This window comes from Candidatus Salinivivens marinus (assembly GCF_965655845.1).
GTDB classification, from domain to species: Bacteria; Pseudomonadota; Alphaproteobacteria; order Rhodobacterales; family Rhodobacteraceae; genus Salinivivens; species Salinivivens marinus.
Map to the genome: position 1 here is coordinate 116,875 of NZ_CBFHHX010000009.1, position 21,326 is coordinate 138,200.

A 21,326-nucleotide genomic window follows, 5' to 3' on the forward strand; every position below is an offset into this window, starting at 1 on the left:
AATTGGGTTTGAAAGATGCGGAAAAACAGGTAGATCGGGCATTTACAAGGGATAGTTACACTGGACAGTCCTTTGAGAATGCATTTGGTGGGGCTACTTCATTCTTACGTTTAAAGTATACAAAAGAGTTAAATAATGTTGATTTAGCAATTACTGGAATCCCATTTGATCAAGCCGTTACCAATCGGCCCGGGTCGCGTTTTGGTCCACGCGCAATAAGGGAAGCGTCAACTTTACAGCCATTTGATCCCATATACGGGTGGGAGGATTTCGATCCAATGTCAGAGATATCCATGGTCGATTATGGAGATATCGCATATGATTATGCCAAAGTAAGTGAGTTTCCTCAGATTTTAGAAGACCACATTAGCACTATACTAGGCAAATGTAGCGGATGTATTTCGCTCGGCGGTGACCATTTCATATCATACCCGATATTAAAGGCCTATAGGAAAAAGTATGGAAAGCCGCTGGCTTTATTACAGTTTGACGCTCACTCAGATACATGGCCTGATGATGACATGCATCGTATTGACCATGGAACAATGTTTTATAAAGCCGTGAAACAGGGATTAATTGATCCAAAAAAATCTGTTCAGGTTGGAATTAGAACTTATAACTCTGATACATTGGGCGTAAATATAATCGACGCAAGGGAAGTTTTTGAGATTGGTCCAGGTAAGACTGCGGAAAAAATAAAATCGATATTGGGTGACACTCCCACCTATTTAACTTTTGACATTGATTGTTTGGATCCTGCATATGCTCCAGGCACAGGTACCCCTGTATGGGGTGGATTATCCTCTATCCAAGCTTCAATTATTTTACGGGATCTTGCTGGTATAAATATGGTAGGAGGAGATGTGGTAGAAGTTGCTCCTCAGTATGATTTGTCAGGTGCGACAGCAATCGCAGGTGCGCATGCGGTTCATGAGCTAATCGGTATTTGGGGTTGGAACAAAAAGCGCTGAGCAGAATGAAAAGCTAAGCAACTTAAAAAATTAAAATAACCTAGTAAACTCCTTGACCAATAATTTCAATAGATGCAATAGAGACTGATGCTACCGATTGATCGACTTGACCAAATTGTTTCTCGGTTTCAGTTTTTAGAAGCGAAACTGAATGAAGAACTTTCGGGTGCGGATATTGCAAAAATATCTCGTGAATACGCTGAATTACGCCCAGTCGTAGATGAAATAAATGAATATAAGGCTCTATTAATTGCGCTTGATGAAGCAAAAGAATTAGTCTCTGATCCAGACATGAAAGCATTGGCAGAGGACGAAGTTTTTAATTTAAAAGAAAAAATACCGAAAACCGAACAAAATTTGCAACTCGCATTACTCCCCAAGGATAATGCAGATGCTCGTCCTGCTATTTTAGAGATACGGCCCGGCACGGGAGGTGATGAGGCGGCTTTGTTCGCTGGAAACTTATTAAGGATGTATCAACGATATGCTGAGATAAATAATTGGTCGTTTGATATGATTGAACAGCAGCATACGGAACTCGGTGGAATAAAAGAAGTTGTAGCGCATATTAAGGGCGATGGAGTTTTTGCGCGTCTAAAGTATGAAAGTGGTGTGCACAGAGTGCAAAGAGTTCCAGAAACTGAGAGCGGTGGAAGAATACATACTTCTGCGGCAACCGTCGCAGTTCTACCCGAGGCTGAGGACGTAGATATAGAGATAAATAGTAATGACTTAAGAATAGATACAATGAGAAGCTCAGGGGCGGGTGGGCAGCATGTAAATACTACAGATTCAGCTGTACGGATCACACATCTGCCTACTGGTATAGTAGTTACAAGTTCTGAAAAGTCTCAACATAGAAATCGTGAAATAGCGCTTCAAGTTTTAAAAACTCGATTATTTGATTTAGAGCGGCAACGTGTTGACAGTGAGAGATCAGAAAACCGAAAAATTCAAGTTGGATCTGGAGACAGATCGGAAAGAATTAGAACTTATAATTTCCCGCAAGGACGAATGACCGATCACAGAATCAATCTAACTCTTTATAAGTTAGATCAAATTCTTGCTGGAGGTTTAGACGAAACCATTGATGCCCTTCTGGCAGATGCGCAGGCAAAGATGCTTGCTGAAATTAACGGATGATAGTTCGGGCATTAGTATTAGCAAGTCAAGGTAAATTGCGTGACTGTGGCATCGAAAACCCTACAAGAGACGCCAGATTATTGTTAGCGAACTGTTTGGGCGTAGAAGTCCATAAACTTAATCTTCTTGATGATAGTTTCCTTTCTAAAGATGAAATTTCAAAATTTTGGAGAATGGTTGATGAGCGCTGCAAACGGAAACCAGTTTCCAAAATTATTGGTTATCGCGCCTTCTGGGGTAGGAATTTTGAAGTTAATGAGAATGTTTTAGATCCCCGCGGGGATACGGAAACTCTGGTCGAAGTGGTGTTGGAAAATAAATTCAAGACTATGCTAGAACTCGGTACTGGAAGTGGCGCTATTGCCATCACAGTTTTGGCAGAGCGTATTGACGCAACTTGTGTTGCTACCGATATTTCTGAACTAGCATTGGAAACTGCAGCAAGGAATTCGAAAATACATGGCGTTCAAAATCGTTTGACGCTTATGCAATCTGATTGGTTAAGTAAAATTAGTGGTCGATTTGATATAATTGTCTCAAATCCTCCGTATATCTCTGCAAAAGAATACAATGAGTTAGGTAATGAAGTTATCGACTATGACCCAAAAATCTCATTGACGCCAGGAGGAGATGGGTTGGATTCGTATCGTCAGATAATATCGAACGCTAAAGAAAAATTGATAAAAAATGGTCAAATTGTTCTTGAAATTGGATATTCACAGGCTGAACCTGTAAAAACCCTTTTAGCTGGGGCTGGTTTTTCCAAAATCAAGGTCCACAAAGATCTTGGGTCAAGAGATAGAGTGCTATCGGCAGAAGCAGCTTAGTGGTCGCCAGTCACATGACGACGAGTTTTCAATAAAATTTAATATTTATGCTTGAAAGTATATTAATTATTGTTGTAAAAGATCTCAGGGCAATGCTTATAGTAGCATTTTTTTAAATCCAAACATCAGTAAAAATCAAGATTAGCTGATGTAATTTATGACCAAGCAATCATAGGGCTAGAAAGCTTAAATGAGATCATCAAAATCACGCTCGCGTTCTAACAAGAACCGGAATCGTTCGGTAGGTAATATTATTAACCGTGTTTTTGATAGTTCTGGTCCTGAGGGTAAGGTCAGGGGGACACCACAACAAATAATTGATAAATACAACCAATTGGCAAGGGATTCTCAACTCTCAAACGATAGAGTTTCGACTGAAAATTTTCAACAACATGCCGAACATTACGTAAGACTGTTATCAGAAGCCCAACGTGAGATGGATGCACGTAGGGAGCAGCAGGATCGAGAAAATAAAGATCGTAACACGGAACGCGATAAGGAACGTAATTCAAGATCCTCTTTGGACAATAATACCTCTGACTTATCGAATGATAATGATTTGAATGGTAATGATAATTCATTAGAGGTGGAAAGTGGGGACCGTGTGTCAGACGGTGAGCGGTTTGGTGAACTTGATAATGCCAACCAGGCTGATAAAAAAAATAGAAATGGAAATTCCCGTAATAACAAAGCCCGTAGACGCGGCGAAAATCAGCGCAACGATGATAAAGTTGATAAAATTGGCGAGGATATTTCATCTGTTGAAGCTGCTGAATAGTTGCAATATTAAAACGAAATTGAATAGCCCTTATTTCCTAACCAAAATTTGAGACATCGCACAATACTCTTGGAGTGTTATGTCTTCTGCTCTATTAGTGGGTAACACGCCGATACTTAAGAGACCTTCCTCAACATTTTGAAAATAACCCTTTAATGCCCCTCTCAACATCTTTCTACGTTGATTGAATGCCTTCGATACTACAAATTCCAAAATATCAACTTCAGCTGGAAATTTGGGTTCTTTTAATGCTTCAAAATGAACGAGTGCACTTTCAACTTTGGGTGGTGGCGTAAACGCACTCGCAGGAATGTTGAATGCGATTTTTGTATCGCATCGCCATTGGGACATCACTGATAATCTTCCGTAAGCTTTGCTTCCTGGACTTGCAACTATTCTATTTGCTACTTCTTTTTGAAACATTAAGGTCATACTCTGCCAGAATGACGGCCAAGTTTTTGAAGTTAACCATCTCACCAAAAGCTCTGTCCCGATGTTATATGGTAAATTAGCTATAATTCGCACTGGATCGGCTAAATGCTCGCTCGCGTTCGTTGACAAGGCGTCACCTTGCAGTAACTTAAGTCTCCTTGGAAATGTTGCTTGAATTTCCTTAAGCGCTTCTATGCAACGGCTATCTTTTTCGATTGCGACGACTTTTCGTGCACCTTCATAAAGTAAACTTCTAGTCAAACCTCCGGGTCCAGGCCCTATTTCTAAGATGTCGAACTGATCTAAGTTACCCGCATAACGTGCAATCTTTGATGTAAGATTAAGATCGAGTAAAAAATTTTGACCTAAAGACTTTTTTGCACGAAGTTGATGCCTAGAAATTACGTCTTTAAGCGGGGGAAGTTTTTCCATTCTGTTGCTTTCGAGATAGTGAAGCTGCCATTTTTATTGCATTTACAATTGATGTTTCATCTGCCACATTTTGTCCTGCAAGATCAAAAGCAGTTCCATGATCTGGCGAAGTGCGAACAAAAGATATGCCTAAAGTTATATTGACCCCTTCCTCAAACCCAATAGTTTTCAATGGTATAAGGGCCTGATCATGATACATTGTTATGGCGACGTCATATTTTGCCCGAGCAGTCGAATGGAACATAGTATCAGCAGATAGTGGTCCAATTATATTTATCGAGTTTTTTAAATTACGTATTGCAGGGTTTATTATTTCTTTTTCTTCTAATCCCAACTTTCCATTTTCTCCGGCGTGAGGATTTAGGCCTGAAACAGCTATGACAGGCTGGGCAAGGCTGAATTTGTCTTTCATAGCTTCGTTTGTTATTTTGATGGTTTTTGTTAAGCCTTCAATTGATAGACGGTTTGATACCTCTTTGATTGGGATATGGATTGTTGCTGGCACAACCTTTAATTTTGACGAAGCCAACATCATCACTGGATGTTCGATACTATCCAAATATGCTAAAAATTCTGTATGCCCCAAAAATGGAAATTGTGTTCCAGAATTTAAAACATCTTTATTGATTGGGCTTGTACATAAGGCTTTTGCTTTATTTTCTTTTACCAAGCGCACTGCTTTTTTAATAACTTTGATAATATCATTAGCATTTTCAGGCTGCCGACATCCAATTCTGAGTGGATGAGCGAACTTGTGAACTAGAACTGGTAGCGCCGAACTAAAATTTTCTGAGACTTCATTTGGATGCACTATAGGTCGCCATGGTATGCTTTTATCTGGCAAATGACTAGGATCTCCTATCCAGAAAAATTCATTAGATGGGTTGTTTTTTAGATAAATCCATGACTTTTGTACTATCTCTGGGCCAATACCGGAGGGGTCACCACTCGTAACTGCTATAGTCATTTATCGCTAATCCTAGCGTTATCTTTCAAAGTTTCCATAAAACTTCTTGCTAAATACTTTAGACGGATAGTTTGTAAATTATTTTTGTCATTTTCGATTTTTTCTTTCGTCAGGTCTTCTTTTTTATTTCGCTCACACAATCTAACCAATTTTGGTTTTTCATTATCGATAATGATTTCTGACTCATCTGGATCTAATTTTTCCAATACGGTGGCTAAAGAATTCGATAATTGCTCAGAAAAAAGTTTACTCCTTAACAGTTTAACATCCGTTTTATCTCCAATAGCTGCCGTTAAATCAGAACAATTATTAAATTTATTTTTAATATCTTTTAAGTATGCTAAGTTAGCAAATGTTGTAGAAACTGTTATAAAATCTAAAAAATTAACTTCTGTATTTATGTCATTTATTTCTCTAATATCTCTCAATTGAAATAATGCTATTGCCGTATTTAATCTTATTGGTTCGCTTACCTCGCCGGGTGAAAGATTGAAAATATACGGCTTTATAATTTCTGGCAATTTATTAAAGTTTTGCCATTTTATTCGACCACCCAAATCAGCCGTGGGCGCTTTTGAATATATTTTTGCAGCGTTTGAAAATTCTTCTATGGATTTGATATTTTTTAGTTGATAGGCGATATTTTCTATTTCCCTTAATTCTTGGTTTGAAAATGGAATAATTATTTCAGTCAGCAACACTTGTACTGTTTCCTCAAAGCTAGTTATGTTGCTAGCTCGTTTTAGCTGAAGGTCTGATATTTTAGATTGTGAACCAAATTTTTTCTTTATTATCTTCTGCCAAATTAATTCTGACTCGACGTATGATCGAAAAGTATTTGAGTAAATACCAAGTCTATTAAGCTCTCCAATAAATTCGTCGCTTGATAGTTTTACTCTCGATGAAAAACGTTTAACTGCATCTTCAATTTCAGCCTCAGATGCGGTTATCTTTAATTTTAGTGCCTCAGTTTGTTTTAAGCGCTCCTCTATAAGTTGTGTTTGAGCAACTTTATTAGGATCTCCAGGAAATTTCAGCGCTGACAAAAATTTAACTCTTTGGTCAAATTCAAATTTTGTAATGACGGTGTCGTTTACTTGAATTACTGGAGAGAATAGCGAATTGTTCTGAGCTCTAGCTTGCGAAAAAACGACAAGGCACAAAATTAATACGCCCGTTATCAAAGTTTTACTTATTACCATTGGATTACCCAAGTGATGAATTATGATATTATTTACAGTTTTTTTCTTGAATAGCATTCACCGAGCCTGTGCTAAAGCCTTTTAAGCTGATTGCAAAGCTAAAATTAGTTGTGGGTGGGGATGTCCCTTCCAATGAATATCGTCTGTCCATTTCTAGATTTAACAAAACGCATTGATTTTCATATGCCAAACCAGCTCCTAGTAATGCTAAATGAGATTCCGATTGGTCATACCTTAAATTAGATTTTAGCTGCCAATTATCATTAAGTTTGTATCCTGTATCTATTGTCCATTCTTCAATTTGATTTAGGCGATTTTCCTCTGCGTCTGATTGCAGAAAGCTATACTTTGTATCAAGGTAGATGGTTTCATAGTCAAAGCCAGCGCTAAAGTCTGTTTTCTTTGCCTCAAACTTATTGCTTAGTAATCCTTGAAACGAAACATATGAGTTTTTGGCAAGAGATAATTCGGCGGCTAAGAAGATATCAGATTGCTTGTTCTCCAATCCCGAGCTGCTTGTAAAACCTAAATTCTCATTCAATCGCAGTACCTGGCCAAGTGAGAATCCTCCAGTTATATTTTTTTTTGAATTGAAGTTATATCTCAATCCATAAGCTCCATGAAATCCAGTTTCGAATTGATCTGATGCCGAGTACCTAGAAATCACTAGAAGATTTCCCATATCAAACTCTGTATTTTCGCTTTCATCAATATATACAATAGCTTTTTTCCGTTTTCCCCACGCAACCTGAGCGAGTGGTTCAAGCATATGGGTGGCCTTTTCCGTATTAGATAAAAATGGCAGCCTGATGAATATATTAGTCCCAATACTATTGAGAATTTCCAGATCGTTCAGTCTGCTATCATCAACTGCCAAAAATACATCCTGATTTAAAACTACGCCAGTCCCAAGTTCTAATCCCAACTTAGAAATCGTAGAGTTATTCCATGCCAACTGATTTGCAAATCGAGCAACATCTCTCCCTATGATGTCCTCAGAGCCTTTACGCCAACTTCCAACTAACTCACTGTTGAAGTTTAGTGAGCCAGGTATAATATTTTGATCAATAACTCGGTCATAATAATTGTTTGTTGTTAGGGTAAGGTTATCCTTATCTTCTTTGTAAAGAGATTGAATGACGCCCAACGAAGTTTCAAATAGTCTGTCCGATTTTACTTTTGAGTAATTAAGGCCAGATGTTAGTTCATTTCTCGCCGAATAACCGTAGTCTCCGAGATAAGCGCTATCTGATACGCGTTCAATTTCATAATTTAAAATATAACCGTTCTCTAAATAAAACTCTCCGTTTATAGATAGATATCCCCGAAATTGTTTGTCATCTAAATCATCTCGCGTCAGAGAGCTGTCAACTACTAAATTTCCTCTTGAAAAAGCCTGCCGGTATCGTGTTTCAATAGTATTGGTTTGGGGCGTTATAAACGGTGTAAAGGTTACGTCTTTATCTACATCTAAAGGGATAAAGAACGGTAACTTTACTCCAAAATCTAATCTGGAATTTGATAAAAACTCAGGAGCCAAAAATCCAACTGCTCTTTTTGCCGATGGGTCTGGTATGCTTATGTACGGAGTGTAGAACGCAGGAACTCCCAAAATTTCTAATGATGCGTCATAAAAATAAATTATTTTGAGTTTTTGATTATGAGAAACCTTTTTTGCTTTTATAAGCCAGAAAGGCTTCTCATTTTCGCAAGTCTTACACGAAGTCGCAGATACACGGCTGAAGACGCTTTTATCATTTATCGCATATTTTAGTTCATCTGCGGAAATTTCTAATTGATTTTTTAATATAACGCGCGTTGCAAGCAAAATAGCTTCTTGGAATTCATTTTTAAAAATTGCATCTCCAGCTTTTGTTTCATTTCCGGTATGATCGATTAGAGAAAGGGGGCCTGTTGCTGACAGTTCATCCGAACTTCTTGCGTAGTATATTTCTCTAGCCTTTAGAATATTTTCTTTATAATGAACTTCGACATTCCCTTTGGCTGTCACATTTCCCTCAGCATCTATTTCTATACTGTTGGCGATGATCGATGCGCTTTCAACAAAGCTTTCACCATATGCAACTGATAAAAACGGCATCAAGAAAAGTAATGATGCAGATAAATATCGAAACATTACCCTTCCTCACGGTTTAGGAATAATCCAAGCGATATAAACAAAGCTGCAAAGGATGGGCCCCAAGCTGAAATGAGTACAGGAAGCTGTCCGTTTATACCCAGTATTAAAATAAAGTTTGATGAATAAAATAGAAGGAAGCCAACAAGAATCGCGGCCAAGACATGTAAACTTGTGCCTCTAACCCTGCTTTGACGCATACAAAAGGCTGCTGATACAAGCATCATTGCTATTAAAAAGATGGGTTTTGAAAGTTCACTTTGGAACCAAACAGAATATCGATTGGCTGAGAAGCCTGCTTGCTCTAGTTGCCCAATGAATTCTGGCAGTGACCATAAACTAATTGTGGAAGGATCGCCGAATTGATCTGTAATCTGCTCCTTTTTCAACGAAGTAGGAATTTCAACTAAGCTGAGTTTTTGTACGTTTGAATGTGAATTCAGCCCATATTTGATTGGCCAAATTATTGAATTTTTTGCAGTCCACAAAGAATCGTTCAATGTAAGAATTTCTGCCTCAACCCGACTAATAGGTAGCTTATCATCGCTCAATTTTATCAAAGTTACATCGTATAGTTCAGTAGCGTCAGAATTTGCCCGCTTGGCACGTATTACAGTATGACCCGTTTCGTCAGCCTGTCTCAACCATAAGCCTTCAGTCCCTATCGAAATTGTTGTTTCCTGCCCTTCTATAAGCTTGCTTTTTACGTCCGCATATTTTTTAGAAGTCGAAGCAACAATCGGATTAAAGAAGCTTATTGCTAAAACACCAATTAAAAGCGAAAGAATTACAGGTGTAATAAGCATTGATATTGATGATTTTCCCGCTGCTCTGAAGACAATCAGTTCTGAATTTCGGGCTAAGGATAAAAAGGTCCATGCGGAACTTAAAATTATGATCAATGGCAAAACTTGATAAATGGATCCTGGCAGGTTGAGTAGCGCGAGAAAAAATATCTCAATATAATCGATTGACACGGCAAACCGTCTGAGTTGTTCGATTATATCAATTAGAAGCATAAATGTAATAAATATACTTAGCGTTATTGCAAAGTTTTTAGCAAACTTGCCAGCGAAGTATATGTGCAGCAACATTAAGTGTTCTCGCTTGCTCGGCTAATTCTGCCTAGCAATTTTTGATTTGAAGCTAATAACATCATGAAGCTAAAAATCAAAATGCCGATAAGGACTGGCAAATATAAAGCCAGCCAATTTCCTTGAGATTTTAACATTAGCTCATTGCCATAACTCTCTGATAGCTTAATTAATATTAGAATTACTATTCCTACTGAAATTTGTTTTGATGCTCCAAATCTTGAGTAGTCGCCTATCATAAGAGCGGAAAAGCCAATTAAAGCTGCAATTAAAGCTAAAAGTGGTGTCAAAATGCGTGAGTGGAGCTCCTCCAGAACGCTTATCGGCGAAGAGTCTGAAAGTATTGATATTAATTCAGGGTCTTTAAAGAGATCAAAACTTGAGTAAGTGAGAAGAAGTTTGGCTTTTGACATACGCTCTTTTACAGACCACGATGTTAAATCGTATGATAAATCTTGGAAATGTATGGTCGAGAGATTTTTACTTTTTAAGTCATAATTCTGAACGATTCCGTCCTTCAGCACTAATATTGGATTGTTGTTATTTGTTATTAGGTAGCCAGACTTGGACGTTATAATAATCTCGCGGTCTTTATTTCTTTCGTCTAAGACAAACACATCCTCGATAACGCCAGAGGTTGATATACCGCCAATGTAGAAAGTTACGCCAATCTGTGGATGAATAAAACTTCCAACTTTTAACAATTTTGCATTAAGTGATGAGGCCACCTCGTTCTGCCGCTTTAAAAGAATGTTGTTTGATTTGGGAATTAAATAATGTGAAATAATCAACAAAATAATAGTTACCACTAGTCCAAATAAAAAAATTGATCGTGATAACCTTAACGGACTGAAACCGGTAGCTTGCATTATAGTTAGTTCACTATCGTTTTTAAGCCTGTTCGTTACAAAAATAGCTGCTGCAAATGCGGCAAGTGGGGCGACTATTGGTATAATTGGCGGGATCGTTAGAATTGAAAACTCTAAAAATACTAAGAATGTTTGACCATCGCTTATCAAATTATCAAACAGCGCGATGGCTTTGTTGATCCAATAAATAAAAAGTAAGATGAGGGAAAAAAACCCAAACATCAAAAAGTATTGAGTGAATAAATATCTGTCAAATCGCGACACGGCTTTATATAACTTCCTGAACGTTGTAATTGTACATAAACAAAAAATCTATATAGCGAAAAGCGTTAATTGAAGAAACTACCATTTGATAGGAATTTAAAAAAGTATGAAAACGATAAATCCGCTGAATTTGAAAATTATTAGATCAGATCTAGACTACATCGCTACAAGCAAAGGAATAATAGTCGTTTTAGTCACTCCGCAAGGAGCGCTGGATCCTTACGCTCGGCGGGTAAATAAATTAACTAGAGGATCATTAACTCGTTTAATTTGTTCCAAGAAATTTGAAGAAGCAGATAGCGGTCAGTTATTTTCTATATATTTTCCAGAAAGATGCGCTGCTGAGCAAATTTGTGTTGTTAAAATTGAACGGCGGACATCCAAATTAGTTGCTAGAAAAGTAGGCGTTTCAATTGCTAAAATGAAGGGTTCCGATGATATACTTTTAGCGCTAGGGAATTTTTCGAACTTAATAGAGCTGTGTAAAGGGATTGTGTTAAGAGAGTATAAATTTGATATTTATAAAGCCGATGCTTCTAATAAGTCAGACGGTTCCTCCCTTATAACAGTCATGACTAAAGATCCCGAACTTTTTAACTCCCAATTACATGAGGTCGAAGCGATAAGAGATGGTGTTTTTCTTACACGTAACCTGATAAACGAGCCTTCAAATATTCTTACCACAGAAGAGTTTGCTAGCCGGCTAGAGCAGTTATCAAAATTGGGTATAAAAATTGAGATTTTAGATGAAGATGATCTTCGCAAGCTTGGAATGAATGCTTTTTTAGGGGTAGGTCAGGGTTCTTCTAGCCCTTGCAAACTAGTGATTATGAGTTGGTTAGGAGCAGCAGATGGTGATGCTCTACTGACTTTAGTTGGTAAAGGAGTAGTATTTGATACTGGTGGAATTTCGTTAAAGCCTGCTGGTGGAATGGAAGATATGACAATGGACATGGGAGGTTCGGCGGTCGTTGCTGGCGTGTTAGCAACATTGGCTAAAAGAAAATCACCTTCAAACGTAGTGGGATTAGTGGGGCTGGTAGAAAATATGCCGTCTGGAACTGCTCAACGCCCAGGCGATATAGTTAAATCAATGAAAGGCGATACCATTGAAGTTATTAATACTGATGCAGAAGGGCGTTTAGTTCTTTGTGACGTAATGTGGTACGCGCAAGAAAGATTCAAACCCTCTGCAATGGTTGATTTAGCTACATTGACTGGGGCAATAATAGTCAGTTTGGGTCATGAAAATGCTGGACTTTTCTCAAATAACGATTGGCTCTGCAATGAAGTATTAAAAGCTGCTAATTCAGAAAATGAGGGTGCTTGGCGAATGCCATTGGGCAAGTCCTACAGTAAGTTATTAAAAAGTAGACTGGCCGATATAAAAAATGTTGGCGGGCGTGCTGCTGGGTCAATAACAGCGGCGGCATTCCTGGAAAAATTTGTCAAACCTGAAATTCCATGGGTTCACATAGATATAGCAGGTGTTGCGCACACAAAAACTGAGTCGGATCATGCACCAGCTGGCGCCACTGGCTGGGGTGTAATGACCTTAGATACGTTAGTAAAAAATAATTTTGAGCGTGGCTAATTTGAGCGAAGTGTATTTTTATCACGTTACAGGGCAGACAGTTGTTAGCGCTTTGCCACAATTGCTTTGTAAAGCCAAAGATATTGGTTGGACTGTATTTATACGGGGCAAAGACGAAGCTAGTCTAAAATTTATTGATGATGCAATTTGGACAGTTGAACCTGAAAGCTTTCTGCCCCATGCCGTCTTAGGGTCACAGAATAGTGAAAAATCTGACATTTTGCTGGGTACTGAAAAAGATGATAGTTCAAATTCAGATTTTCTTCTTTCATTGAATGGAGCATTAATTTCCACTGAAGAGGTTGCTAAATATAGGAGATGTGCATTACTTTTCGATGACAAAAACTCAGATGAAGTAAATATAGCCCGAGAACATTGGAAGAAATTCACCGAGGCTGATATTCGAGCAAAATATTGGTCACAAGAAACCGGTACTTGGGGCCTTAAACAAGAGAATTAGTATTGCGTTAGGCAGTATCTTTACAACCTGAGATAGAGAGTTTCTCTTTGGAATTCAACGCTCGAGAAGTTGTTGAGAAAGGACATCCCCAGCAATGATTGCTTCATGCTTCCTTGATTAATGTAGGCAAGGACATTTTTATCTGAAAATTGACCAAGTTTTAGTGATTGCAATCTGACTGGCGCAGTTGCGACTAGTCCGTTCGCTGTATTAGATTTACCCCAAAAAATTAATTTAGATAAATCATAATCTAATTTTTCCGCATCCTCTTTAGACAGAACGATGTGGGTTGCTCCGGTGTCGATTAAAAATTCAATTTCAACGTCATTTACCAGAACTTTGGCGCGGAAATGCCCATCTTTATTTATCCTGAGAGCTATATCCGAGGCATTATTTTTATCGACTATCCTCTCTCTGTTGCTTAAATCTTGCCAGAGACCATAGCCAGCAACAAAACTAGAAAAAATAATTACCCAAGCAGAGGCCGATTTAATTAATTTTGTAAAATTATTTCTCATTGCTAAGAGATATGAGCTTAAAAGCACTATTAATAATAAGCTTAAATATAGAAGTTTAGGATTATCCATTTAGTGTCAACTCTTATATAAAAAATCAGCCTAAAGTCTGCCAAAACTATGAATTCCGTCCATTATGAATTGAATGGCAAGGGCTGCTAGCAGCATTCCCAATACACGTGTTACCACGTCTATCAGAGTTGGAGACAGGTACTTATTGAAGTATGTTGTCGCAGAGAAAAATAAATACGTAGCTAGCATTGTAGCAAATATTATGAACGTCAACTCAAGGACACCCAATAATCCTACATGAGTTTGAGATAGCAAAATTACACTTGCTATGGATCCTGGTCCAGAAATTAAAGGTACTGCCAGTGGAAAAACTGATGGGTCATTATGGCTGCCTAAAGTTTCGCCACCATGCGCCTCGCGGCGCTGTTTTCGTCTTTGAAATAACATCTCTAACGCTGTTAAAAATAGTAATATACCTCCAGCAACACTAAATGCTGGCATAGAAATACCTATGAACGTCAGTATCATTTCACCAAAAACTGCAAACAGTAATAAAATAATAGATGCAATAAGAACAGATCGCCTTGCAACAACACGACGCTCAATTGTTGATAAATCTTGAGTTAAAGAGAAAAAAATTGGAGTTAACCCGATTGGATCCACAATCACGAATATAGTCACAAAGGAAGTTATCAGTAATGTTGGTTCCATATCTAGTCACTTATTTTTGTAATTAGCGCTTTATCCAGACTCTTTTGCGCTTTTTCCCACAGATCTTCAGCTCTGGTTATAGCTTTTCTCACTTCAGCATATTTGATATTTAACACAAGAAGCTCATCTTTTTTATTGTCAGAATAGATTTCGGGATCAGCTAATTTCTTGCTGATTGTTTCCTCCATCGTAAGGAGTTTTTCAACGCGTTCCTCTGATCTCGTTAGATTATTTTTTAATGCAAGTACTTCGTCGTTTGTTAAAGATTTTTTTTCTGTGGTTGTTGGCTTTAATTGTTCAGTTTTTTTTGAAGTACTAACTGAAAGAAGAGATTTTCGATAAGTTTCCAGATCATATTCGTAAGCTTTCACAGTTCCATTTTTTGCCAGCCACAATCTATCGACTACTAGTGATAGCAAATGAATATCATGTGAAACGATTATCACGGCGCCTGAGTATTTTGTGAGTGCTTCTACTAATGCTTCCCTGCTTTCAATATCAAGGTGATTGGTGGGCTCATCCAAAATCAGGAGGTGTGGTGCGTCAAGTGATGCGAGTAGTAATGATAAACGTGCTTTCTGTCCGCCAGATAAACTTTTAACCTGTGTCTCTGCCTGCTCAACCGAAAGTCCAAATCCATCTAATCTAGCTCTAATTTGCCCTTGCTTTTCTAATGGTCTTTCTCGTTGCACATGATCCATTGGAGTTTCATTCAGCCTCAACTCATCCACCTGATGTTGGGCAAAATAACCAATTCTTAGTTTGTTAGAGTGAATGATTTTTCCTACATGCGGTTTGAGCATTTTTGCTATTAGTTTTGAAAGTGTCGATTTGCCTTCACCATTCTGACCAAGAATGGCTATTCTGTCGTCTTGATCAATTCTTAAGTTGATCTCATTTAAAACCGTTTGTTGTCCGTAACCCACCGACGCATTTTGGATGTTCACTATAGGAGGTGATAATTCCTCTGGTTGTGGGAAATTAAACTTTTTTAATGTTGCCTCGCTTGAAATTGATATTGGATCCATTTTTGATAACATTTTTAATCGAGATTGAGCCTGTTTAGCCTTGTCAGCTTTATAACGGAATCTATCGACATAGGACTGTAAATGTTGGCGCCTTAAATTTTGTTTTTTTGCCTCAGCCTGTTTGTGCGCCATTCTTGCAGCTCTTGTTTTGGCGAAAGTTTCATAGTTTCCAGAGTATAGATGGAGTTCCTTGTCCTCCAGATGCAAAATTGAGTTTACAGAATTATTAAGTAAGGCTCGATCATGACTTATTAATATAATTGTGCTGGGGTATTTTGAGATATATGCTTGAAGCCAGATAGTTCCCTCAAGGTCTAAATAGTTGCTTGGCTCATCGAGTAATAAAAGATCAGGTTTTGAAAAGAGAACGGCTGCAAGGGCAACCCTCATTCGCCACCCACCGGAAAATTCAGAGCACGCAAGTCTTTGTTTGTGTTTATCAAATCCTAACCCGTTCAAAATTGTAGACGCCCTAGCTTCTGCAGACCAAGCATCTATATCAACTAAACGTGTTTGTATTTCCGCAATTTTTAATGGATCTTTTTCTTCTTCAGCTTTTTGTAGTAAATCAACTCTCTCTCTATCGGATGCAAGTACGGTGTCTAGTAACGTTACGCTGCTGCCAGGCGCTTCCTGCGATACTCCTCCAATCTGGGCGTTTTTACTCAACTTTAGGTTTCCCTGATCCAAGGTAATTTCGCCGTAGATCAATCTAAATAGTGAAGTCTTTCCTGTCCCATTCTTCCCCACAAGCCCAACTTTATGTCCATTGGGTATGCTCACAGTACTATTTTTGACAAGTGTCCTCCCCGCAACTGAAAAAGATATATTTTCAAAAGAAATCATACTTTGACCTGATATAGCATTAGAGCTTATAGGCAAGCTTTGTTAGTAATTTTGTGGAATCAATCATTAAAATGCCACTGTATTAATTTCATTAGATTTAAGTTGTTTCAGAAGGCATTTTAGAGCAAATCAACTAGTGTAAGCCGTGGCTGACAAAAGATATAAATTTTGAAACATAGCTACTTTTCAAATCAACACCATCATGTTAAGCGCCAGTAGTTTTTATACTGGCTGATAGTAACTCAAGATAAAAGGATAGAACATGGCGATAGAGCGCACCTTAAGCATTATTAAACCAGATGCCACCAAACGAAATCTTACAGGAAAAATTAACGCTAAGTTTGAAGAGGCTGGCCTGAGAGTCATTGCTCAAAAACGAATACATTTGTCCAAGGCCCAGGCAGGCGTATTTTATGAAGTGCATGCGGAAAGGCCTTTTTATGATGAATTATGTGATTTTATGGCCTCTGAACCAGTTGTTGTTCAGGTTTTAGAAGGTGAGGGAGCTATTCTAAAAAACCGAGAAGTTATGGGGGCAACTAACCCAGCGGAAGCAGCTCCAGGGACAATACGTGCTGAATTTGCAGAAAGCGTTGGCGAAAACTCTGTGCATGGCTCAGATGCTCCAGAAACAGCCGCCGTTGAAATTTCTTACTTCTTTGCGGGTCTGGAATTAGTTGGTTGAAGTCGTAAAATTTGACGCAAACGAACAAATAGAATGAGTGGCGTATTCAAATTTATCGTCTGATATAGTCATCGCCACTCTAATATGACCTGCAGAACTTTCACCAAAGCTCTCACCTGGCATCACTGCAATATTTTTGGCTTCTAATAATGCTTTAGAGAACTCAATTCCGTTAAGTCCCGTTTCGCGAATGTCCAGCATCAAATACATGCCCCCTAATGATGGGTGCATTTTTATGTCAGGGTAATCTTTGATAATTTTTTGGGCAATTTCACGCCGCCTAGAAAAGGGTTCTGCAACAGTTTTTTCAATATTTGGCATTTGTGTAAGTGCATACAGCCCTGCATCTTGAATAAACCCGGGTACGCCGTAATTGGTGTTACACGCCAAATCTGATAATTTTTCAATTACTTGTTCTGGGGCAACGACCCAGCCGAGCCGACTGCCAGTCATAGCATGACTTTTTGACATTGATCCAATTACGGCTGTTCGGTTTTCCATATTAGCAACCGAACGTATTGAAATATGCTCGCCGACCCAGACCTGTGTATCATAAACTTCATCTGAAATCACCCAAAGGTCGTTCTCTATTGCTACTTTTGAAATTTCAAACAAATTACTTTTATCATAAACAGTGCCGGTGGGATTATTTGGTGAGTTTATAAGGAGCGTTTTAGCATTTTTAGCGTTTTTGGTTAATTCACTCACCGACGGAATAAAATTATCCTCTGGCATAGTTTTTACCATTCTCGGACTCAATCCAGCACTTCGGAGAGTTGTTGGGTATGTGGCATAAAAAGGGTCAATAATGAGGCCAGTATCGCCCTGGTTTGCCAATGCAACATGAGTTGCAAAAAGACCTGCCTGACCGCCGGGCGTAATAATAACATTATTCGCTGTAGTATGAATTCCAGTTCGTGTCTGAACCCTATTTGCTACTTCTTGTCTTAAACTTTTTGTGCCGGGTACACTTGCATATCCAGTATTCCCCTCGCGGGCGGACTTATGCATTGCATCTAAAATTAGCGAGTGAGTTGTATCATCGTGCTCACCAATCGTTAACTCAATTATTTCTGCTCCATTAATTTTCATTTCCCGTGCAAGATTGAAAATTTCCCATCCATCGCCGTCAGTTCCTGTGATGGAAATAACACGTTCTGATAATTGTGGCATGACCTCACCCTGAAAACTTAGTCTATCTATTTATACACCTGTCCATTACAGTTATTATTTGTCAAATAAATAACTTATTCTTAGAAAGACATTATCAAAGAATTCTATTCTCGCTCTATTGTAATTTTGGATTTTTCATTGAAATTCTGAGTTAACCCAATTTGGCGTTTGATTTAACAGTAACTTACTCACCAAAAAGTGTGCAAAAAGCCAAGATGTCTAAAATAAAATTACATAACTCTAAAGTTCGAAAGAAAGAAATCTTTGAACCGATCGACCCTAGTAATGTACGGATATATTTATGTGGTCCTACCGTATACGACCGAGCTCACCTGGGGAACGCAAGAAATGTTATATTATTTGATGTTTTATTCAGGTTTTTTAGAGAAATTTATGGTGATAATAATGTAAAATATGTGAGAAATTTTACCGATATCGACGACAAGATTAACCAAAGAGCTAAAGATCTTGGCAGAGAAATACAAGTTATAACGGATGAAACAATTGCTTGGTATTTGGAAGATATGTCGCTACTTGGCAACCTTTTGCCGAATGAAATGCCCAGGGCTACAGACTATGTGGCCAAAATGATAAAAATAATCGAAGATCTTGTCCAGTCGGGTCATGCGTACGAAGCAGAGGGCCATGTCCTCTTTTCCGTTAAAAGTTTTGAGGACTATGGTAAGCTTTCTGGACGCTCTATTGAGGATATGATAGCTGGAGCCAGGGTGGAAATTGCTCCGTATAAGGCTGACCCTTTGGATTTTGTTTTGTGGAAACCTTCGAGTAATGATCTCCCTGGATGGCAAAGTCCGTGGGGGCGAGGGCGACCTGGTTGGCATTTAGAGTGCTCAGCCATGAGCCATGATCTATTAGGAGATACTTTTGATATTCATGGTGGGGGTAATGATCTAATATTTCCACATCACGAAAATGAACTTGCGCAAAGTAAATGTTGTTTTCCTTCGGGTGGTTTCGCAAATTTCTGGTTGCATAATGAAATGCTCCAGGTAGATGGAAAAAAAATGTCAAAATCGCTGGGTAATTTTTTTACAGTCCGGGATCTGATAGATAAAGGGTTTCCGGGAGAGGTTATCCGATTTGTGTTTTTATCTACACATTATCGTAAACCAATGGATTGGACGCAGGAGAAAGCCAATCAAGCAGATACTATTATGAGGCGTTGGTATGATAAGTGCAGAGATATCAAGAATGCGACTAAGCCTTCATCAGAGGCTACCGAACTTTTGTCCGACGATTTGAATACGCCAGGCGTGATTGCTTTATTGCACAAACACTTCCAGAATAAAAATTTTGTACAGTTAAAGGCTGATGCTAATCTCATTGGCTTGATGACCCCTGAATTTAATGATTGGTCAGTTAATTTTGATTTATCAAAATTCGAAACAGCACTGACTGAAGTTAGATCGGAGGCTATGGCAACCCGAAACTTTGGTCGTTTGGATGATCTCAAGGAAAAGTTGTCTGATGCTGGGGTTGAGGTTCAAATGACTAAGGATAATATCAAATTAATACCAACCCTAAAGTTTGATCTAGCGAAACTTGAACATATACTTTGAAGGTATTTTTCTATAATTTTGTTTGAAGACTTTAAATTTTAGCACACTGGATGATGTCATTGCAAAAAGAGCGGTTATACATATACGATACAACCCTACGCGACGGCCAGCAAACACAAGGCGTACAATTTTCGACAGATGAAAAGATAGAGATTGCCGACTTGTTAGGTGATCTTGGTGTTGATTATATCGAGGGAGGGTGGCCAGGCGCCAATCCAACAGATACCACTTTTTTTGAAACCTATCGTACAAATGCTAATCTTGTTGCATTTGGAATGACAAAACGATCCGGTAGGTCGGCTGAAAATGATGATGTGTTAGCATCTGTTCTGAACGCAGGTACAAAAAAGATTTGTTTAGTTGGCAAGACACATGATTTTCATGTAAAAACGGCGCTTGGTATTTCGCTTAAAGAAAATATAGAGGCAATTCAGCAATCCATTTCCCACGTTGTATCCATGGGTCGGGAAGCTATATTCGACGCAGAGCATTTTTTTGATGGAATGCTTTCGAATTCTGATTATGCAATAGAAGCGATACGTTCTGCATATAGTGCTGGCGCACGATGGATAGTTTTATGTGACACCAATGGCGGTTCATTGCCGAGGGAAATAGAAAAGGCCGTCTCGCTAGCAATTAAGGCAGGTGTGCCCGGAACTCATTTAGGCATTCACACTCATAATGATACTGATAATGCGGTTGCGAACACCTTGATCGCTGTGGATGCAGGTGTGCGTCAAATTCAAGGAACGTTAAATGGATTGGGTGAAAGATGCGGCAATGCAAACTTAACTGCGTTAATTCCAACATTGGCTTTAAAATCAAATTATTGCGATAGATTTGAGACCGGTATTTCTAGAACAGCCTTAAAAGGAATGACCAGGTTATCTCGCAGATTGGATGATATTCTTAATCGGGTACCTATGCGACAAGCCTCCTATGTTGGCGCCTCCGCCTTCGCTCATAAGTCTGGGCTTCACGCTAACGCTATTCTAAAAGATCCATCAACCTATGAGCACGTTAATCCAGAATTGGTTGGGAATGAGCGAATAATCCCAATGTCCAATCAAGCTGGTGCATCTAACTTAAAAAAACGTTTGAGCGATGCTGGAATAGACCAAAACTTAAATAAAGATGAATTAGAAAAAATATTAATGCTGATTAAAGAAAGGGAGTCACAAGGATACTCTTATGACACTGCTCAAGCAAGTTTTGAATTATTAGCTAGGCGAACTTTAGGTCAACTACCGGAATTTTTTGATGTAAAACGATATAAAGTAACCGTGGAGAGGAGAAAAAATAAATATAATAAGATGATTAGCCTTTCTGAAGCAGTTGTCGTTGTTAAGGTTGATGGTCAAAAGAAATTATCAGTTAGCGAGAGCTTGGATGAGTTTGGTTCAGATAGGGGACCAGTTAATGCACTGGCGAAAGCACTTGCGAAGGACTTAGGCCAGTACCAGCGTTTTATTGATGATATGCGATTGGTTGATTTTAAGGTGCGTATAACTCAAGGAGGGACAGAAGCTGTAACAAGAGTGGTCATTGATAGTGAGGACAGTACGGGAAGACGTTGGGCTACTGTAGGTGTTTCTGCAAATATTGT

The 21,326-nt window shown here is 38.6% G+C and carries 19 protein-coding genes; 9 read left to right on the forward strand and 10 right to left on the reverse strand.

The genetic code is table 11. The features are described from left to right. Positions 1-2 precede the first annotated feature (2 nt). The 4 genes from speB to ACTF5Q_RS09510 all read left to right on the forward strand — a co-directional run bounded on the left by speB (position 3) and on the right by ACTF5Q_RS09510 (position 3,719). Positions 3-971: an agmatinase gene (speB, locus tag ACTF5Q_RS09495; protein ID WP_438954374.1), complete on the forward strand. Its 969-nt coding sequence runs from the start codon at positions 3-5 to the stop codon at positions 969-971. An 87-nt stretch (positions 972-1,058) separates the two neighbouring features. Next, positions 1,059-2,114, forward strand: coding sequence for a peptide chain release factor 1 (prfA, locus tag ACTF5Q_RS09500; RefSeq protein ID WP_438954375.1), 1,056 nt, complete (start codon positions 1,059-1,061; stop codon positions 2,112-2,114). Then, positions 2,111-2,941, forward strand: a complete 831-nt coding sequence (prmC, locus tag ACTF5Q_RS09505) for a peptide chain release factor N(5)-glutamine methyltransferase (RefSeq protein WP_438954376.1) — start codon at positions 2,111-2,113, stop codon at positions 2,939-2,941. Before prfA ends, prmC begins: the two co-directional genes overlap by 4 nt. Before the next feature lie 190 nt (positions 2,942-3,131). Next, a complete protein-coding gene (locus ACTF5Q_RS09510; protein WP_438954377.1) occupies positions 3,132-3,719 on the forward strand; it encodes a DUF4167 domain-containing protein in 588 nt (195 codons plus the stop codon). Between the two features lie 30 nt (positions 3,720-3,749). On the opposite strand, the gene rsmA is transcribed toward ACTF5Q_RS09510, so the two are convergent. The 6 genes from rsmA to lptF are packed head-to-tail and all read right to left on the reverse strand — an operon-like array spanning position 3,750 to position 11,116. Next, positions 3,750-4,583, reverse strand: coding sequence for a 16S rRNA (adenine(1518)-N(6)/adenine(1519)-N(6))-dimethyltransferase RsmA (rsmA, locus tag ACTF5Q_RS09515; RefSeq protein WP_438954378.1), 834 nt, complete (start codon positions 4,581-4,583; stop codon positions 3,750-3,752). Further along, complete coding sequence (gene pdxA / locus ACTF5Q_RS09520; protein ID WP_438954379.1) at positions 4,561-5,550, reverse strand: 4-hydroxythreonine-4-phosphate dehydrogenase PdxA; 990 nt, start codon at positions 5,548-5,550, stop codon at positions 4,561-4,563. The genes rsmA and pdxA overlap by 23 nt, the downstream gene beginning before the upstream one ends. After that, positions 5,547-6,809, reverse strand: a complete 1,263-nt coding sequence (locus ACTF5Q_RS09525; protein WP_438954380.1) for a peptidylprolyl isomerase — start codon at positions 6,807-6,809, stop codon at positions 5,547-5,549. Before ACTF5Q_RS09525 ends, pdxA begins: the two co-directional genes overlap by 4 nt. Further along, positions 6,781-8,889, reverse strand: a complete 2,109-nt coding sequence (locus ACTF5Q_RS09530; RefSeq protein ID WP_438954381.1) for an LPS-assembly protein LptD — start codon at positions 8,887-8,889, stop codon at positions 6,781-6,783. The genes ACTF5Q_RS09525 and ACTF5Q_RS09530 overlap by 29 nt, the downstream gene beginning before the upstream one ends. Then, positions 8,889-9,983 (reverse strand): LPS export ABC transporter permease LptG, encoded by a 1,095-nt coding sequence (gene lptG / locus ACTF5Q_RS09535; RefSeq protein ID WP_438954382.1) that lies wholly within the window; start codon positions 9,981-9,983, stop codon positions 8,889-8,891. The genes ACTF5Q_RS09530 and lptG overlap by 1 nt, the downstream gene beginning before the upstream one ends. Next, entirely contained in the window at positions 9,983-11,116 is a 1,134-nt protein-coding gene (lptF, locus tag ACTF5Q_RS09540; protein ID WP_438954383.1) for an LPS export ABC transporter permease LptF, read from the reverse strand. Before lptF ends, lptG begins: the two co-directional genes overlap by 1 nt. Positions 11,117-11,222: 106 nt before the next feature. Here lptF and ACTF5Q_RS09545 point away from each other — a divergent pair, with 106 nt between their 5' ends. Further along, entirely contained in the window at positions 11,223-12,710 is a 1,488-nt protein-coding gene (locus ACTF5Q_RS09545) for a leucyl aminopeptidase (protein WP_438954384.1), read from the forward strand. 10 nt (positions 12,711-12,720) lie between these two features. Beyond that, positions 12,721-13,170 carry a DNA polymerase III subunit chi gene (locus tag ACTF5Q_RS09550; RefSeq protein WP_438954393.1) on the forward strand — a complete coding sequence of 150 codons (450 nt, stop codon included), beginning with the start codon at positions 12,721-12,723 and terminating at the stop codon, positions 13,168-13,170. Positions 13,171-13,190: 20 nt separating this feature from the next. Here ACTF5Q_RS09550 and ACTF5Q_RS09555 read toward each other — a convergent pair whose 3' ends face one another. Genes ACTF5Q_RS09555 through ACTF5Q_RS09565 form a run of 3 tightly spaced genes read right to left on the reverse strand, consistent with a single transcriptional unit; the run spans position 13,191 to position 16,282 of the window. Continuing rightward, entirely contained in the window at positions 13,191-13,757 is a 567-nt protein-coding gene (locus tag ACTF5Q_RS09555; RefSeq protein WP_438954385.1) for a retropepsin-like aspartic protease family protein, read from the reverse strand. 30 nt (positions 13,758-13,787) lie between these two features. Then, positions 13,788-14,408: a MarC family protein gene (locus ACTF5Q_RS09560; RefSeq protein WP_438954386.1), complete on the reverse strand. Its 621-nt coding sequence runs from the start codon at positions 14,406-14,408 to the stop codon at positions 13,788-13,790. 2 nt (positions 14,409-14,410) lie between these two features. Continuing rightward, on the reverse strand, positions 14,411-16,282 hold the full coding sequence (locus ACTF5Q_RS09565) for an ABC-F family ATP-binding cassette domain-containing protein (protein WP_438954387.1): 1,872 nt from the start codon (positions 16,280-16,282) through the stop codon (positions 14,411-14,413). 262 nt (positions 16,283-16,544) lie between these two features. Between ACTF5Q_RS09565 and ndk the strand changes: the two genes are divergently transcribed. After that, positions 16,545-16,967: a nucleoside-diphosphate kinase gene (gene ndk / locus ACTF5Q_RS09570; protein ID WP_438954388.1), complete on the forward strand. Its 423-nt coding sequence runs from the start codon at positions 16,545-16,547 to the stop codon at positions 16,965-16,967. Here ndk and ACTF5Q_RS09575 read toward each other — a convergent pair. Next, the gene (locus tag ACTF5Q_RS09575; RefSeq protein WP_438954389.1) at positions 16,956-18,140 is read right to left on the reverse strand and encodes a pyridoxal phosphate-dependent aminotransferase; all 1,185 of its coding nucleotides are present in this window, start codon (positions 18,138-18,140) and stop codon (positions 16,956-16,958) included. The two genes, ndk and ACTF5Q_RS09575, sit on opposite strands and share 12 nt — an antisense overlap. Before the next feature lie 215 nt (positions 18,141-18,355). Here ACTF5Q_RS09575 and cysS point away from each other — a divergent pair, with 215 nt between their 5' ends. Both cysS and cimA read left to right on the forward strand, forming a co-directional pair. After that, positions 18,356-19,720: a cysteine--tRNA ligase gene (gene cysS, locus ACTF5Q_RS09580; protein ID WP_438954390.1), complete on the forward strand. Its 1,365-nt coding sequence runs from the start codon at positions 18,356-18,358 to the stop codon at positions 19,718-19,720. Between the two features lie 59 nt (positions 19,721-19,779). Next, the coding region (gene cimA, locus ACTF5Q_RS09585) for a citramalate synthase (protein WP_438954394.1) at positions 19,780-21,326 on the forward strand (1,547 nt) is incomplete at its 3' end.

What these genes read in the sequence shown, in the direction of transcription:
- prfA (WP_438954375.1), top strand. Translation starts at nt 1,059, where the DNA reads ATGCTACCGATTGATCGACTTGACCAAATTGTTTCTCGGTTTCAGTTT.
- prmC (WP_438954376.1), top strand. Translation starts at nt 2,111, where the DNA reads ATGATAGTTCGGGCATTAGTATTAGCAAGTCAAGGTAAATTGCGTGAC.
- ACTF5Q_RS09510 (WP_438954377.1), top strand. Translation starts at nt 3,132, where the DNA reads ATGAGATCATCAAAATCACGCTCGCGTTCTAACAAGAACCGGAATCGT.
- rsmA (WP_438954378.1), bottom strand. Translation starts at nt 4,583, where the DNA reads ATGGAAAAACTTCCCCCGCTTAAAGACGTAATTTCTAGGCATCAACTT.
- pdxA (WP_438954379.1), bottom strand. Translation starts at nt 5,550, where the DNA reads ATGACTATAGCAGTTACGAGTGGTGACCCCTCCGGTATTGGCCCAGAG.
- ACTF5Q_RS09525 (WP_438954380.1), bottom strand. Translation starts at nt 6,809, where the DNA reads ATGCTATTCAAGAAAAAAACTGTAAATAATATCATAATTCATCACTTG.
- ACTF5Q_RS09530 (WP_438954381.1), bottom strand. Translation starts at nt 8,889, where the DNA reads ATGTTTCGATATTTATCTGCATCATTACTTTTCTTGATGCCGTTTTTA.
- lptG (WP_438954382.1), bottom strand. Translation starts at nt 9,983, where the DNA reads ATGTTGCTGCACATATACTTCGCTGGCAAGTTTGCTAAAAACTTTGCA.
- ACTF5Q_RS09545 (WP_438954384.1), top strand. Translation starts at nt 11,223, where the DNA reads ATGAAAACGATAAATCCGCTGAATTTGAAAATTATTAGATCAGATCTA.
- ACTF5Q_RS09555 (WP_438954385.1), bottom strand. Translation starts at nt 13,757, where the DNA reads ATGGATAATCCTAAACTTCTATATTTAAGCTTATTATTAATAGTGCTT.
- ACTF5Q_RS09560 (WP_438954386.1), bottom strand. Translation starts at nt 14,408, where the DNA reads ATGGAACCAACATTACTGATAACTTCCTTTGTGACTATATTCGTGATT.
- ACTF5Q_RS09565 (WP_438954387.1), bottom strand. Translation starts at nt 16,282, where the DNA reads ATGATTTCTTTTGAAAATATATCTTTTTCAGTTGCGGGGAGGACACTT.
- ndk (WP_438954388.1), top strand. Translation starts at nt 16,545, where the DNA reads ATGGCGATAGAGCGCACCTTAAGCATTATTAAACCAGATGCCACCAAA.
- ACTF5Q_RS09575 (WP_438954389.1), bottom strand. Translation starts at nt 18,140, where the DNA reads ATGCCACAATTATCAGAACGTGTTATTTCCATCACAGGAACTGACGGC.
- cysS (WP_438954390.1), top strand. Translation starts at nt 18,356, where the DNA reads ATGTCTAAAATAAAATTACATAACTCTAAAGTTCGAAAGAAAGAAATC.